Origin of the sequence: Pseudomonas spelaei (genome assembly GCF_009724245.1) — a bacterium.
GTDB lineage: Bacteria > Pseudomonadota > Gammaproteobacteria > Pseudomonadales > Pseudomonadaceae > Aquipseudomonas > Aquipseudomonas spelaei.
In genome coordinates, this window is the sequence record NZ_WNNK01000007.1 from 222,863 (window position 1) to 237,869 (window position 15,007).

The 15,007-nt window shown below is 59.2% G+C and carries 17 protein-coding genes; 1 reads left to right on the forward strand and 16 read right to left on the reverse strand.

Annotation, left to right across the window (positions count from 1 at the left end):
- Nucleotides 1-12: 12 nt before the first annotated feature.
- From GNF76_RS10835 to GNF76_RS10895, 13 genes are all read right to left on the reverse strand, one after another.
- Nucleotides 13-666 carry a TetR/AcrR family transcriptional regulator gene (locus tag GNF76_RS10835; protein ID WP_155583154.1) on the reverse strand — a complete coding sequence of 218 codons (654 nt, stop codon included), beginning with the start codon at nucleotides 664-666 and terminating at the stop codon, nucleotides 13-15.
- 435 nt (nucleotides 667-1,101) lie between these two features.
- Complete coding sequence (locus GNF76_RS10840; protein WP_155583155.1) at nucleotides 1,102-1,884, reverse strand: TatD family hydrolase; 783 nt, start codon at nucleotides 1,882-1,884, stop codon at nucleotides 1,102-1,104.
- 63 nt (nucleotides 1,885-1,947) lie between these two features.
- Complete coding sequence (locus tag GNF76_RS10845; protein ID WP_178123269.1) at nucleotides 1,948-2,937, reverse strand: DNA polymerase III subunit delta'; 990 nt, start codon at nucleotides 2,935-2,937, stop codon at nucleotides 1,948-1,950.
- Nucleotides 2,930-3,562, reverse strand: coding sequence for a dTMP kinase (tmk, locus tag GNF76_RS10850; protein WP_178123270.1), 633 nt, complete (start codon nucleotides 3,560-3,562; stop codon nucleotides 2,930-2,932). The genes GNF76_RS10845 and tmk overlap by 8 nt, the downstream gene beginning before the upstream one ends.
- 19 nt (nucleotides 3,563-3,581) lie before the next feature.
- Nucleotides 3,582-4,712, reverse strand: coding sequence for an endolytic transglycosylase MltG (mltG, locus tag GNF76_RS10855; protein WP_155583157.1), 1,131 nt, complete (start codon nucleotides 4,710-4,712; stop codon nucleotides 3,582-3,584).
- Between the two features lies 1 nt (nucleotide 4,713).
- A complete protein-coding gene (gene pabC, locus GNF76_RS10860; protein WP_155583158.1) occupies nucleotides 4,714-5,529 on the reverse strand; it encodes an aminodeoxychorismate lyase in 816 nt (271 codons plus the stop codon).
- Complete coding sequence (gene fabF / locus GNF76_RS10865) at nucleotides 5,529-6,773, reverse strand: beta-ketoacyl-ACP synthase II (RefSeq protein WP_178123271.1); 1,245 nt, start codon at nucleotides 6,771-6,773, stop codon at nucleotides 5,529-5,531. The genes pabC and fabF overlap by 1 nt, the downstream gene beginning before the upstream one ends.
- A 110-nt stretch (nucleotides 6,774-6,883) precedes the next feature.
- A complete protein-coding gene (acpP, locus tag GNF76_RS10870) occupies nucleotides 6,884-7,120 on the reverse strand; it encodes an acyl carrier protein (protein WP_010165887.1) in 237 nt (78 codons plus the stop codon).
- Between the two features lie 192 nt (nucleotides 7,121-7,312).
- A complete protein-coding gene (gene fabG / locus GNF76_RS10875; RefSeq protein ID WP_004371297.1) occupies nucleotides 7,313-8,056 on the reverse strand; it encodes a 3-oxoacyl-ACP reductase FabG in 744 nt (247 codons plus the stop codon).
- Nucleotides 8,057-8,087: 31 nt separating this feature from the next.
- Entirely contained in the window at nucleotides 8,088-9,026 is a 939-nt protein-coding gene (gene fabD, locus GNF76_RS10880) for an ACP S-malonyltransferase (protein WP_155583159.1), read from the reverse strand.
- 127 nt (nucleotides 9,027-9,153) lie between these two features.
- Nucleotides 9,154-10,164: a phosphate acyltransferase PlsX gene (gene plsX, locus GNF76_RS10885; RefSeq protein WP_155583160.1), complete on the reverse strand. Its 1,011-nt coding sequence runs from the start codon at nucleotides 10,162-10,164 to the stop codon at nucleotides 9,154-9,156.
- Nucleotides 10,165-10,168: 4 nt separating this feature from the next.
- The gene (rpmF, locus tag GNF76_RS10890; protein ID WP_003179396.1) at nucleotides 10,169-10,351 is read right to left on the reverse strand and encodes a 50S ribosomal protein L32; all 183 of its coding nucleotides are present in this window, start codon (nucleotides 10,349-10,351) and stop codon (nucleotides 10,169-10,171) included.
- A gap of 13 nt (nucleotides 10,352-10,364) precedes the next feature.
- The gene (locus GNF76_RS10895) at nucleotides 10,365-10,895 is read right to left on the reverse strand and encodes a YceD family protein (RefSeq protein WP_005790551.1); all 531 of its coding nucleotides are present in this window, start codon (nucleotides 10,893-10,895) and stop codon (nucleotides 10,365-10,367) included.
- Nucleotides 10,896-11,000: 105 nt separating this feature from the next.
- Between GNF76_RS10895 and GNF76_RS10900 the strand changes: the two genes are divergently transcribed.
- Complete coding sequence (locus tag GNF76_RS10900; RefSeq protein WP_155583161.1) at nucleotides 11,001-11,579, forward strand: Maf family protein; 579 nt, start codon at nucleotides 11,001-11,003, stop codon at nucleotides 11,577-11,579.
- A 130-nt stretch (nucleotides 11,580-11,709) separates the two neighbouring features.
- Here GNF76_RS10900 and GNF76_RS10905 read toward each other — a convergent pair whose 3' ends face one another.
- The 3 genes from GNF76_RS10905 to rluC are packed head-to-tail and all read right to left on the reverse strand — an operon-like array spanning nucleotide 11,710 to nucleotide 14,329.
- On the reverse strand, nucleotides 11,710-12,699 hold the full coding sequence (locus tag GNF76_RS10905) for a S49 family peptidase (protein WP_155583162.1): 990 nt from the start codon (nucleotides 12,697-12,699) through the stop codon (nucleotides 11,710-11,712).
- Nucleotides 12,700-12,720: 21 nt separating this feature from the next.
- The gene (locus tag GNF76_RS10910; RefSeq protein ID WP_178123272.1) at nucleotides 12,721-13,383 is read right to left on the reverse strand and encodes an HAD-IA family hydrolase; all 663 of its coding nucleotides are present in this window, start codon (nucleotides 13,381-13,383) and stop codon (nucleotides 12,721-12,723) included.
- Nucleotides 13,370-14,329: a 23S rRNA pseudouridine(955/2504/2580) synthase RluC gene (gene rluC / locus GNF76_RS10915; RefSeq protein ID WP_155583163.1), complete on the reverse strand. Its 960-nt coding sequence runs from the start codon at nucleotides 14,327-14,329 to the stop codon at nucleotides 13,370-13,372. Before rluC ends, GNF76_RS10910 begins: the two co-directional genes overlap by 14 nt.
- Nucleotides 14,330-15,007 lie beyond the last annotated feature (678 nt).

Here is a 15,007-nt window from a genome sequence, read left to right on the forward strand (position 1 = left end):
TGCGCGAATGACTCAGGTAGCAGGTGTCTCGGCGTTCGGCAGATCGGTGCTGTGCTTGCGCTTGTTGCCCATGCGCACGCCGATATCCATCAGGAACTGGAAGAAGCCTTCCTGATCTTCCAGCACATTGCTCCAGAACGGCGAGTGATACAGCGCGACGGCGCCATGCACCAACGCCCAGGCCGCACAGTAGTGGAAGTACGGTGGCACATCTTCCAGCTTGCCTTCGCTGATGCGACCCTTGATCAGCAGGGTCAGGCGTTCGAAGTTGGAGGCGCGGATCTTGTGCAGCTCCTCGACCATCTCCGGCACCTGGTTGCCCTTGACCACCTTCTCTTCCAGGCGATCAAACAAGCGATAGCGCTGTGGATCACGCATGCGGAATTCGAAGTAGGCCCGGGACAGGGCTTCCTTGTCCTTGTCGACATCCGCCGAGTGCAACAACGCGTTCAAATCCCGCTCGTAGTCGAGCATCAGGCGCAAGTAGATCTCAGCCTTGGACTTGAAGTGCTTGTAGATGGTGCCTTTGCCGATACCCACGGCATCCGCAATCATCTCGACGGTGACGCTGTCTTCACCTTGTTCGAGGAACAGCTTGAGTGCGGTGTCGAGAATTTCCTGCTCGCGGCGGCGAAACTCACGGACCTTACGGGGTTCTTTGTGCATAAGAAAAGGTCTGCAGAGGTCAATATGGGGAGGGTTGTGCGTCCCAAGCTGTGCTTGGTGGAACGTTTTACCCGGTGCGTGGGATTATCCCGACTGAACGGTCGTTGGGCAACGTCTATGTGAACAACCCAGACACTTAACTTACAGTCCGCCAACGAATAAGGCCGCTTGAGTCAGAAACAAGACACGACCTATTCGGGCGTCTACCGCACCAATGAGAACTCAACCGAAGCGGACGTATTCCAAATCTGTTTAAAAAACGATCAGATGTGGCTGGACTGAATGGGATACTGATCAATACTTGAAATGTCGGCGCGACATCTCCCCCAAGTGATGCGTCGACCTGGGTACCGACGGACTGTGTACCTTTGTTTTACTCCTAATGGTCTTAGCCCGGATTCACCCCCCAGAACCCGGGTTTTTTTTGCCTTGAATTTAAGCGACGTGCGCCAAGGGGAACAGGCGCTTGAAGTTTTCGGTGGTCTGCTCGGCAAACCGCTCGTAGGACTCGCCCCGCAACATCGCCAGGTAGTCCGCCACATCCCGCACATATTGCGGCAGGTTCGGCTTGCCACGGTGCGGAATCGGCGCCAGATACGGCGAATCGGTCTCCACCAGCAGACGGTCCGCCGGGACTTGGCGAGCCACATCACGCAACGCATCCGCATTACGGAAGGTGACGATGCCCGACAGGGAGATGTAAAAGCCCAGGTCCAGAGCGGCCTTGGCCATGTCCCAGTCCTCGGTGAAGCAGTGCAACACGCCCGCCTGGGGCAGCGCGGCTTCGCGCAGCAGGGCCAAGGTGTCGGCACGGGCGCCACGGGTGTGGACGATCACCGGTTTGCCGGTTTGCCGGGCGGCTTGCAGGTGCAGACGGAACGATGCCTGTTGGAGCTCGGCGGCTTCCGGCTCGTAGTGATAATCCAGGCCGGTCTCGCCTATGGCTACCACTCGTGGATGATTGAGCTCGCCCAGCAGCCAATCCAGGGCCGGCGCTTCACCGGGCTTGAGGTCCAGGGGATGAATGCCCACCGAACAATCGACATCGGCGTAACGCTCGGCCAGGGCTTTGACGTCGGCGGCATTTTCGGCGCTGACGCCGATACACAGGAAGTGCCCTACCCCGCGCTGACGCGCAGCCTCAAGGGCGGCATCCAGGGAGCCGCCGTGTTCGGCGAGGTCGAGGCGATCGAGGTGGCAATGGGAGTCTACGAGCATAGGAAATTACAACTTGAGTCACAGGAAGTGTCTGGCCAACGATACACCTGTCGGCCACTGAAATTAACGGCGACCGAGCAGGCCAACCCATTGCACCAACAGGGCCTCTAGCAACAGCACGCGGTTGAGGTTGGCCTTGCCCAGGACCTTCTGGCGTTGGGCGAGGATCCAGTCCTGAATGCTCAAGACCTTGTCCTGGGCACTCTTTTGCGCCAGGTATTGCACGACCTTGCGCATGTCCGCCAGGCCCAGGCCGTTTTCGTCCTGAGTCAGTTGGTAGCGCAGGATCAGGCTCGACCAGTCACAGAACCAGTCAAACAGCAGCAGCAATGGAATGTCTTTCCAGGCGCTTTCAGCCAGTTGCGTAGCGGATTGCTCTTGCTTGAGCAGCTTCTTCACGCCCTCCACCACCAACGCCCGCTGCTCGCGTACACCCTGGGCCTGCAACTTGACCGCAGCCAGTGGTGAGCCGGCAGCCAGGGTCAGCAGCTCGACCCGTTCCTCTGCGGAACACTCCGGCAAGGCCTGGCCCAGCCACTGCAAACTCATGGCTTCGCTGGGCAACGGACAAGCCTGTTGCACGCAGCGGCTACGGATAGTCGGCAGCAAACGGCTGGACTGATGACTGACCAGCAACAGGACGGTATCGCCGGACGGCTCCTCCAGGCTCTTGAGCAAGGCGTTGGCAGCGTTGATGTTCATCGCCTCCACCGGCTCGATCAACACCACCTTGCGCCCGCCCATCTGCGCGGTCTGCACCACGAAGCCGACCAGATCGCGAACCTGGTCGACCTTGATCGCCTTGTCCGCCTCTTCCGGCTCCAGCAGGTAGTTGTCCGGGTGACTGCCGGCCTTGAGCAACAGGCAGGATTTGCACTGCCCGCACGCCTCCAGACCCTCCGGCCGCTGGCACAACAGACTGGCCATCAATCGCTCAGCCAATGCGCGCTTGCCGATGCCTGCGGGACCATGCAGCAAATAGGCATGGGCGTGCTGGGCACGGCCGGCCAGTTGCTGCCAGAGACTGTCCTGCCACGGGTAGGCCTCAGCCACGGTAAAGCTCCAAGAGTTTGGGCAACAGGGTATCCAGTGATTGCTGAACCTTAGCCAGGGGCTGCGCCGCGTCCACCAGGCAGTAACGCGCCGGGTCTGCTTCAGCGCGCTTGAGGTAGGCACTGCGCACCGCGTCGAAAAATACCCGACCTTCCAGCTCGAAACGATCCAGGCGGCCACGGGCACTGGCGCGAGCCAAACCGACTTCCACCGGCAAGTCGAATACCAACGTCAGGTGCGGGCGCAAGTCGCCTTGGACGAAGGTCTCCAGGGTTGCAATACGCTCCAGGGACAGACCACGACCGCCGCCCTGATAGGCGTAGGTCGAATCGGTAAAACGATCACAAATCACCACGGCGCCACGGGCCAGGGCCGGGAGAATCACTTCGGCCAGGTGCTGGGCGCGGGCAGCGAACACCAACAGCAGTTCGGTATCCGGGTTCATCGATTCGTCGCCCGGAGTCAGCAAGACTTCGCGAATCCGCTCGGCCAGAGGGGTACCGCCCGGTTCGCGGGTCAGTAACACCTCGATTCCCTCGGCACGCAAACGCTCGGCCAGGTATTCACGGTTGGTACTTTTGCCGGCGCCTTCCGGGCCTTCCAGGGTAATAAACAAGCCAGTCACAGGCAGTCCTTAGTCAGAGTCATTGCGGGCTTTGCGGCGCGTCGGCGTCCGGCACTGAAGCAGGCTCGGGCGCTTGTTCAGCGGGTACCTCGGGGGCCGTATCAGCGGGCTTCGCCACAGGCGCGGGGCTGGAGCGGTAATCGGCACGACGCTTGATCTGGAATTCACGCACCGCAGTATTATGCGCATCCAGGTTGTCAGAGAAAATATGGCTGCCATCGCCACGGGCGACAAAATACAGGCTACTGCCCGGCACCGGGTTCAGCGCGGCATGAATGGCCTCGCGGCCCACCATGGCAATCGGTGTCGGCGGCAAGCCGCTAATCACATAAGTGTTGTAGGGCGTAGCTTCCTTGAGGTGGGCGCGGGTCAACTTGCCGTTGTAGCGCTCACCCAGGCCATAGATCACCGTCGGGTCCGTTTGCAGCAACATGCCGATCTGCATGCGCCGCACAAACACCCCGGCAATCTGCCCACGCTCTTCTGGCACTCCGGTTTCTTTCTCCACCAGAGAGGCCATGATCAGCGCTTGATAGGGTTCGGTGTAGGGCGCATCGGGAGCGCGCTTGCTCCATTCCTGAGCGAGGACATCATCCAGTCGGTTGTAGGACTTTTTCAGTAACTCAAGGTCCGTCATGCCACGTACAAAACGATAGGTGTCCGGGAAGAACCGCCCTTCCGGGAAAATGCCTGGGTGACCAAGCTTGTCCATCACCTCACTGTCGCTCAAGCCCGACAGGGTTTGCTCGATTTTTTCATGTTTGGCCAAGGCGGCGCGCACCTGGCGGAAGTTCCAGCCTTCCACCAGCGTGATGCTGTACTGCACCACTTCGCCACGCTGCCACAGACCGATCAGGCCCTGGGCGGTAAGGCCGGGGGTCATGCGGTATTCACCGCTGTGCAGCGGCTGGCCGTCGAGATTGAAACGCCAGTAGAGACGCAGCCAGAAGGCGTCCTTGAGCACACCGTCATTTTCCAGACGGTTGAAGGTGCCAGTGGGTGTGGCACCGGCCGGTACATCCAGCAACTGCTCCTGGCTCAGGTTTAAAGACTGCTCCAGGGCTGAGTTCATCTTCCAGGCAGAAGCGCCCAGCAGCAGACCCGCCAGGACCAGGCCGATCTCCAGCAACAGTACAAATTTACGTCTCAAATCAAATACCCAATAGCGCGCGAACAATGCCCTGCAGTTTACGGGTGAGCGGCCCAACCGACCAGCTCATTGCCCCACATCCACGCACCGGCCAAATGCCATATACGCTGTTGCAAACGAAGACTTCGTCGGCCCGCTGTAGTTGCTCAAAACTGATATCGGCCACGATTACCGGGATGCCCAATGCCTGCGCCTGGGCCAACAACTCGGCCCGCATGACGCCAGCGACACCACAGCGATTCAGATCAGCGGTCAGCAACCTGCCGTCACGCACCAGGAACAGGTTGCTGAACACGCCTTCAATGACTCGACCGGACATATCCAGCATCAAACCTTCAGCATGATCGGCATCCTGCCACTCGGAACGGGCAATCACCTGTTCCAGGCGATTGAGGTGCTTGAGACCGGCGAGTAAAGGTTGCTCGGACAAACGGGTAGCGCACGGGAACAGGCGTATGCCTGACGCCCCATGAGCTTCGGGATAAGTGGCAGGTGGACTGCCTTGCAGAATGCGACGCGCCGAGGCCCCCGCGTTGATGCCATACCCGCGCAGGCTATCGCCACGCGTGAGGATCAACTTGAGTACACCATTGCCCAGGGCGGCGGCATAGGTCAGCAACTCGCTGCGGATCAACGGCTGATCCGCAACAATCGCCAATCGCCTGCAGCCTTCGTCGAGGCGCTGCAGGTGGCGGTCGAGCAGCACCGGCTGCCCAGCCTTGACGGCGATGGTCTCAAACAAGCCATCGCCGTATGCCAGGCCGCGGTCTTTCAGGGACACTGCGTCCGCCGGCTGACCGTCGACCCAGCTGTGCATTACTCGGCGAACCGACGGAACACCAGGGAACCGTTGGTGCCGCCAAAGCCAAACGAGTTGGACAACACCACGTCGATCGGCATTTTCTGCGGCTCGTGAGGCACGAAGTTCAGGTCGCAGCCTTCATCCGGCTCATCCAGGTTGATGGTCGGCGGTGCGACCTGATCCTGGATCGCCAGCACACTGAAGATCGCTTCGACCGCGCCCGCCGCACCCAACAGGTGACCGGTCATGGACTTGGTGGAGCTGACCGCCAGCTTGTAGGCATGCTCGCCAAATACCGACTTGATGGCTTCGGCTTCCGCCAGGTCGCCAGTCGGGGTCGACGTACCGTGGGCGTTGATGTACTGCACCTGATCAACGTTGATCCTGGCATCGCGCAGCGCGTTGGTGATGCAACGTGCAGCACCTGCACCATCGGCTGGCGGCGACGTCATGTGGTAGGCATCACCGCTCATGCCAAAACCGATCAGTTCGGCGTAGATGGTCGCGCCACGAGCCTTGGCGTGCTCCAGCTCTTCAAGCACCAGCGCACCGGCACCATCGGAAAGCACAAAGCCATCACGGCCCTTGTCCCACGGACGACTGGCACGGGTCGGCTCGTCATTGCGGGTCGACAACGCACGGGAGGCACCAAAGCCGCCCATGCCCAGACCGCAAGCGGCCATTTCGGCGCCACCGGCGATCATCACGTCGGCCTCGTCATAGGCGATGTTACGCGCCGCCATGCCGATGCAGTGAGTGCCCGTGGTGCACGCCGTGGAAATGGCGTAGTTAGGCCCCTGGGCACCCAGATGGATGGACAGGAAGCCGGAAATCATATTGATGATCGAACCGGGCACGAAGAACGGTGAGATTCGACGGGGACCGGATTCATGCAGGGTGCGGCTGGTCTCTTCGATATTGGTCAGACCGCCAATACCCGAACCCATGGCCACGCCGATGCGCTCACGGTTGGCGTCGGTGACTTCCAGGCCGGCATTACGCACTGCCTGAAAACCGGCTGCCAGGCCGTATTGAATGAACAGGTCGAGTTTGCGGGATTCCTTGACCGAGAGATATTCCTCGACATTGAAACCCTTTACCGAGCCGCCAAAACGGGTGGAATAGGCAGAAAGGTCCGTATGCTCAATCAGACCAATACCACTGTGGCCAGCCAGAATGCCCTGCCAACTGCTCGGCACATCCGTACCCAGTGGCGACAACATACCCATACCGGTGACTACGACGCGTCTACGCGACACAGCACTCTCCTTTTTCTAATGACGACACTTTGCATCAGGCCTAAAGGAAAAAACCGCACGCCATAGGGCAGTGCGGTTTTTCCTTCACAGCAAGCGACGATTACAAACTATTACGCCTGGTGGCTAGTAACGTAGTCGATAGCAGCTTGAACAGTAGTGATTTTTTCAGCTTCTTCGTCCGGGATTTCGGTCTCGAATTCCTCTTCCAGAGCCATCACCAGCTCAACGGTGTCAAGGGAGTCGGCACCCAGGTCTTCAACGAAGGAAGCAGTGTTGGTCACTTCTTCTTCTTTAACGCCCAGTTGCTCGGCAACGATTTTCTTGACGCGCTCTTCGATGGTGCTCATACCTTGTTTTCACTCCTAATGGACAAATTCAGGCAGCTGGCCAGTGGGTAAGTGTATAGAAAGGCTTTTCAGCTTTTCAACTGAAAGCTTCACCCTCGTACCCTATTGGCCATCTGTCTATAAATAGATTGCAGCTTTATAACGGATTTTAGACAGCTCGTATGACATTTTTTTGAAGCGATCCGTCACAATTTAACTCATGTACATCCCGCCGTTCACCGGGATTGTAGCCCCAGTCACGTATGCCGCACCGTCGGATGCCAGGAAAGCGACCACATTAGCGATCTCTTGAGCCTGGCCCAGACGGCCCAGCGGAATCTGCGTCAGCAAGGCTTCACGCTGCGCCTCAGGCAATTCGCGGGTCATATCGGTGTCGATGAACCCTGGGGCCACCGAGTTGACCGTAATCGACCGCGAGCCGACTTCACGCGCCAGTGCACGACTGAAACCTTCCAGACCGGCCTTGGCGGCGGCGTAGTTTACTTGGCCTGCGTTGCCCATGGCACCCACTACAGAGCCAATATTGATAATTCGACCCCAACGCGCCTTGGTCATGCCGCGCAGAACACCCTTGGACAGGCGAAACAGACTGTTCAAGTTGGTGTCGACGACATCATGCCACTCGTCGTCTTTCATGCGCATCATCAGGTTATCGCGGGTGATACCGGCGTTGTTCACCAGAATAGCCGGGGCACCGAACTGCGCGGTGATTTCGGCCAATACGGCAGCCACGGACTCATCACTGGTCACATTGAGCTCAAGACCGGTGCCTTGAACGCCATTTTCCTTCAACGTCGCAGCAATACGCTCAGCGCCGGCGGCGGAGGTTGCAGTACCGATGACCACAGCGCCCAGACGGCCCAGCTCCAGGGCGATCGCCTGGCCAATGCCACGGCTTGCGCCAGTAACCAGTGCAACTTTACCTTGCAGACTCATGCAGGCTTCTCCTAAGTTCGGAAATTAAGGCTCAGGCCAGTGCCGCGCGAGCGGCAGCGAAGGCATCCGGGATATTGAGGTTGGAAGTCGACACGCCTTCGGCGCAGCGCTTGTTCAGGCCGGCCAGGACTTTGCCTGGGCCGCACTCGACCAATTGGGTGGCGCCGTTGGCGGCCAGGGTCTGCACCGACTCAACCCAGCGAACCGGCTTGTACAGCTGCTCCAGCAGGTCGCGCTTGAGGACTTCCAGGTCTTTGACAACGGCAGCGCTGACGTTCTGCACCAGCGGAATCTGCGGCGCCTGCCAATTGATAGCAGCAACAGACTCGGCAAAACGCTCGGCAGCCGGGCGCATCAGCTCACAGTGGGACGGCACGCTGACCGGCAGCGGCATGGCACGCTTGGCGCCACGAGCCTTGCAGCCTTCAATCGCACGCTCAACAGCCGCCTTGGCACCGGCGATCACCACCTGGCCCGGCGAGTTGAAGTTGACGGCACTGACCACTTCGCCCTGAGCCGCTTCGGCACAGGCGGCGATCACGTCAGCGTCTTCCAGACCGAGAATGGCGGCCATGCCACCCTGCCCGGCAGGAACAGCTTCTTGCATCAGTTGACCACGACGTTCCACCAGCTTGACCGCTTCACCGAGGGTCAGGCTGCCAGCAGCTACCAGGGCGCTGTATTCGCCCAAGCTGTGGCCGGCGACGTAGGCTGGGCGCACGCCACCTTCAGCCAACCACAGGCGCCACAGGGCGATCGAGGCGGTGAGAATGGCCGGCTGGGTCTTGTCGGTTTGGTTGAGCTGCTCTTCCGGCCCCTGCTGGGTCAGCGCCCACAGGTCGTAACCCAGGGCATCGGAAGCTTCCTTGAAGGTTTCCAGGATCAGCGGATATTGCGCGCCCAGCTCGGCCAACATGCCGAGGGACTGCGAACCCTGCCCTGGAAAGACGAATGCGAGGGATGTAGACATGTAACAAGCCCCTAATGATCTGGTCGTCGGTGAATTGGCACTCCACAACCGGGAGCGCAAGAAACTGACAGATTGGATGGTCAATTGAACTGGCCGGTCACATTTAAGCATTCCCGACCCGATTCGCCTAAGGCAACAGATCCTCAAGACGGCCGTGCAAGCGTTGCGGCAGGTTTTCCTGGATCTCGATCAAGGCGCGCTGGATAGCGCTTTGAAAGCCCTGCACACCCGCAGAACCATGGCTTTTCACCACAATGCCCTGCAAGCCGAGAAAACTCGCCCCGTTATGCCGGGCCGGTGCCAGGTCCGCCTGCAAACGCCGCATCAACGGCAATGCCAAGGCACCTACCAGCCGCGAAGCCATGTTCTGCCTGAACAACGCCTCGATACGCGCGGCAATCATGGTGGCCAAGCCTTCGCTGGACTTGAGCAAGATATTGCCGACAAAACCGTCGCACACCACCACATCCGCTTCGCCCCGGTACAAACCGTCACCCTCGACAAAACCGATGTAATTCAAGCCCCGCGCACCTTGCAACAAGCTGGCAGCCAGCTTGACCTGCTGATTACCCTTGATGTCTTCGGTGCCTATGTTGAGCAGGGCTACCCGAGGCCGCACCACACCCAGCGCCTCGGCGGCCACTGAGCCCATCACAGCAAACTGCAACAAGTGCTCGGCGCTGCAGTCGACATTCGCCCCCAGGTCCAGCAACTGGCAATAGCCACGCTGGGTGGGTATCGCCGCCACCATCGCTGGCCGATCAATGCCAGGCAAGGTTTTCAACACATGCCGGGACAACGCCATCAAGGCCCCGGTATTGCCGGCACTGACACAGGCCTGAACCTTGCCATCACGCAACAGCTCAAGGGCCACGCGCATCGAAGAGTCCGGCTTGCCACGCAGCGCCTGCGCAGGCTTTTCATCCATGCCGATGGTTTCGCTGGCAGCCGTAATCGTCAGGCGCACACGATCCACCGCCGGATGGCTGGCAATCAGTTCTTCAAGTAGGGAGGGTTGACCGACAAGGGTCAGGTGCAGCGAGGGCGTAGCAGACAGGCAAGCAATACTGGCCTGAACAATGCTGCGGGGACCGAAGTCCCCGCCCATTGCGTCAATCGCGATGACTTGAGCAGACAAGTGATTACTCGTCAGCGCCCTTGTCGATCACTTTACGACCACGGTATACGCCTTCTGGCGATACGTGGTGACGCAGGTGAACTTCACCGGTGGTCTTTTCTACGGACAGGGTGCTAGCCTCGAGAGCATCGTGGGAACGACGCATGTCACGGGCAGAGCGGGATTTTTTGTTCTGCTGAACAGCCATAATTGATTAACTCCTAAACGTTTGGGTCACGCTTTAACTGCGCCAATACACTGAACGGGTTGGACCGCGTTACCTCGTCCTCGCTCGGCTCGGCCTCGTCATCGAGACCCTCCGGCTGCTGGCATTCTTCCGGATGATGAGCAGGCACAATGGGCAAGGCGAGCAGAAGCTCCTCCTCGATCAGTGCATGCAGATCCAATGGATCTTCGCCCAGTTCCAGCACGTCATAACCTTTCGGCAACGACTGGGTATTCGCACCCTCTTTCACCACAGCATAACTGCATTCGCTGTGGATCGGCAGGGTGACCAGCTCAAGACAACGCTGGCAAACCATTTTGACTTCAGTGTCGATAAAGCTGTGTATTACCACAGATTTACGTTCATCTCGTTCAAAAACGAATTTAGCCTGCACCGTACCGACAGTGTCGGAAAGCGGGTCGCAGAGTCTCTCCAAATCGGCCAGCAGCACTTCACCTTGAAGGGTGGTGCCACGATCAGCCAATTTGCGCGGGTCAACGTGAGGTGGAATCGGGTCATTCAACATAGGCGCAGCATTATAGGGATGCCCCCGGCCATGTCAAAGGAAATTCAGCCCTGTCCGTCACCTGGCCACCTCGCTAGAATTCGCGACTGCCCTGAGGAGACGTTCATGCTGCCTTTATTACTCGCTTCCAGCTCGGTTTATCGCCGGGAATTGTTGAGCCGCCTGCACCTGCCGTTCATCTGCAGCTCGCCGGATATCGACGAAAGCCACCGCGCGAACGAGACGGCCGTGGAGCTGGTCAAGCGCCTCGCCGAAGAAAAAGCTCGCGCCCTGGCCGGCAGCCATCCGGGGCACCTGATTATCGGCTCGGACCAGGTCGCCGCGCTCGACGGCCAGATCATCGGCAAGCCCCACACCTTCGAGAAGGCCCGCGAGCAACTGCTGGCGGCGAGTGGCAAGCGCGTCAGCTTCCTCACCGGCCTGGCACTGCTGAACAGCGACACCGGGCACATCCAGGTCGACTGCATCCCCTTCACCGTACACATGCGCACGCTGGACGTGGCACGCATCGAGCGCTACCTGCGCATCGAACAGCCCTACGACTGCGCTGGTAGCTTCAAGGCCGAAGGGCTGGGGGTGAGCCTGTTTCAAAGCACCGAAGGCCCAGACGCTACCAGCCTGGTCGGCCTGCCATTGATTCGACTGGTAGACATGCTGCTGGCCGAAGGCGTGCAGATCCCCTGAGAACACCACAAAACAAATGTGGGAGCTGGCTTGCCTGCGATGCAGACACCTCGGTCCATCCGTCGCACCGAGGTGATGCTATCGCAGGCAAGCCAGCTCCCACATTTTGAGCCATGTCGCTTTCAAGGTTTCAGCGCAGGGTCGGCCCCTGGAAGCCCATGTACAGCGCCAGCTTTTCAGCCACGCTGGCACCCAGCTTCTTGGAGAAACGGTCAAACGGCGATTCCTGAACGGTGAAGTCCACCAGTTCTTTCTCGCCAATCACATCCCGCGCCACCGAACTGGCACTGCCCAGACCATCGATCAAGCCCAATGGCAGCGCTTGCTCGCCGGACCAGACCAGACCGGAGAACAACTCCGGATGCTCTTTATCCTTGAGTCGATCACCCCGCCCCTGCTTGACGCTGGCAATGAACTGCTGATGAGTGGTATCCAGCACACTTTGCCAAAACTGAGTCTCGTCAGCCTTTTGCGGCTGGAACGGATCCAGGAACGACTTATGCTCACCGGAGGTATAGGTCCGACGCTCAACTCCCAGCTTCTCCATGGTGCCGACAAAACCGTAACCGGCCGCCGTCACACCAATGGAGCCCACCAGACTGGCCTTGTCGGCGTAAATCTGGTCAGCGGCGCTGGCGATGTAATAGGCACCCGAGGCACCCAAGTCGGAAATCACCGCATACAGCTTGATATCCGGGTGCAAGCCGCGCAGACGACGGATCTCGTCATACACATAACCTGACTGCACCGGACTGCCGCCCGGGCTGTTGATGCGCAGAATCACAGCCTTGACCTTGGAATCCTCAAAGGCTGCCCGCAGGCTGCTGACGATATTGTCGGCGCTGGCAGACTCCTTGTCGGCAATCACTCCACGCACTTCGATCAACGCCGTGTAATGACCACTACGGGTTGCGCTTTTTTCCATATCCATCAGCGGACTGAACAATGCCAGCATGCCCAGCAGATAAACGAAGGTCAGCAGCTTGAAAAAGATCCCCCAGCGCCGCGAGCGGCGCTGCTCCTGGACACTGGCCAGCAAGGTCTTTTCCAGCAATTTCCAGCTTTTGTCGTCATTGCTATCGGTACTGGCCTTTTCAGGCGCCTTCCACTCATCGGTCATGCCATCCACCCCAGCAAAGACTTAATTGGCCTGACTGAGCCAGGCCTGCAGTTCAGAAAAATGGTCAATCGTCAGCCTCGGCTCGTACGCCTGCAAGGCCTGGGCAGACTGGGCGCCGTAGCTGACCGCCACGGAGTCCATCCCGGCGTTGCGCGCCATCATCAGATCGAACGACGCATCACCCACCATCAACGCTTGCCGAGGAGACACGCCACAATGGGCGAGGATCTGCTCCAGCATCAGCGGATGGGGCTTGCCAGCGGTTTCATCCGCCGCACGGGTGACATCAAAATAATCGCTCCAGCCATGCGCCTTGAGCACCCGATCCAGGCCACGACGCGCCTTGCCGGTCGCGACAGCGAGGTGATAGCCCTCGCCACGCAACGCATCCATGGATTGCACCACCCCCTCAAATAGCGGCGAAGGCTCGGCATCCAGGGCCATATAGTAATCGGCATAGTGCTGGCGAAACGCGACCAAATCATCGTCACCGATCTGCGGATACAGGGTGCGGATGGCCTCTGCCAGACTCAGGCCAATGATGCCCTTGACCGCCAGGTCCTCGCAGGGCTCAAACCCCGAGCGCGTCGACGCCATGTGCATTGACTCGACAATCCGACCAATGGAGTCGCACAGCGTGCCATCCCAATCAAAGATCAGCAGCTTGTAATCAGGGTGCGGCACTCAGGCGCTCCACGGTCTTGGCCCACATTTCATCGACAGGGGCTTGCAGCTTCAACTCGCCGCCATCAGGCAGCGGCACGGTCAGCATGTAGGCGTGCAGAAACAGGCGCTTGCCACCCAGATCGCGGATTTCCTTGGAGAAATCCTCATCGCCGTACTTGGTATCACCGGCAATACAGTGGCCAGCATGCAGGGTATGGACGCGGATCTGGTGAGTACGGCCGGTCACCGGCTTGGCCTCGACCATCGTGGCGAAATCACCGAAGCGACGCAGCACCTTGAACAGAGTCAACGCCTCCTTACCCTCTTCGTCCACCTCGACCATGCGCTCACCGGAACGCAGGTTGCTCTTCTGCAACGGCGCACGGACGCTTTTGATGGAGGTTGCCCAGTTTCCACGCACCAGCGCCATGTAACGCTTGTCCACACCATCACCACGCAGGGCGGCGTGCAGATGGCGCAACATGCTGCGTTTCTTGGCGATCATCAGCAGCCCGGAGGTGTCGCGGTCCAGACGATGGACCAGCTCCAGCTCCTTCGCATCCGGGCGCAACTGACGAAAGGCTTCGATCACCCCGTAATTGAGGCCGCTGCCACCGTGAACAGCAATGCCACACGGCTTGTTGATCACAATCAGCGCCTTGTCTTCGAAGACAATCGACGCTTCAAGGCGCTGCAACAGGCCTTGGGCCAGAGGGACAGGCTCGTCACGTTCAGGCACCCGTACTGGTGGCACACGGACGATATCGCCCGCCTGCAGTTTGTACTCGGGCTTGATCCGGCCCTTGTTCACGCGCACTTCGCCTTTACGCAAAATGCGGTAAATCAAGGTCTTGGGCACGCCTTTGAGCCTGGCAAGAAGAAAGTTGTCGATGCGTTGGCCGGCATATTCCGGCGAGACCTCAAGCAGCTGGACGCTGGGGGTCTGGGGGGCGGTAGTCGTCATGCCGGCGATGATAACAATTTTTTATGGAATTGAAGCACTTAATCATTGCTGCTATAGTCGCGAACGCCGCCAAAAGCGGCCTGGACAGAGGACTAGCGGCAAACTGCCGGCCCTGACCATCGCAATTCATCAGGACGCGAGGCCGTCCTACGGGGCTTTCGCCACCCTGGAAGGCTCGAGATTGTAACAAGCGCAGGTGACATGAGGCCTGAAGCGAGTGCAAAAAGCAGAGTGAATACTCGCCTTTTGCGCCGATATTTACGGCCAGTTCACAAAGTGCAGTCAGTCTTGAGCCAGACCACGGCGAATGCTTCGGAAACAACGCCTGTTACGAGCTGAGTGAGAGCACAGTCGCCCACACCCGGTCTTGTTTAGCCATGAGCGTGGACTCCCCATTGGAGAACACGGTAAATGCCAACCCGCTGCGGATTCTGCGCGCGGCAGCACCCGAATTATCAGGGATACGTGTAGGGTGGAGATGCACAACCGTCGGACCGTGTAGCACTAGGCTTATATTTAGACGCTTCATCTCGTCCACAGTCGCCGGTTGATTCCTCCTCCTGACCTTAGCTTTTGTTGAAGTGGTGCCTTTGTCACCACCGCTAACAAGCAGGACGCGTCCGTCGCGATACCGGCCCACATTGGCGGGTTTTGCTGGACACTGGAGTGGCCAACCAC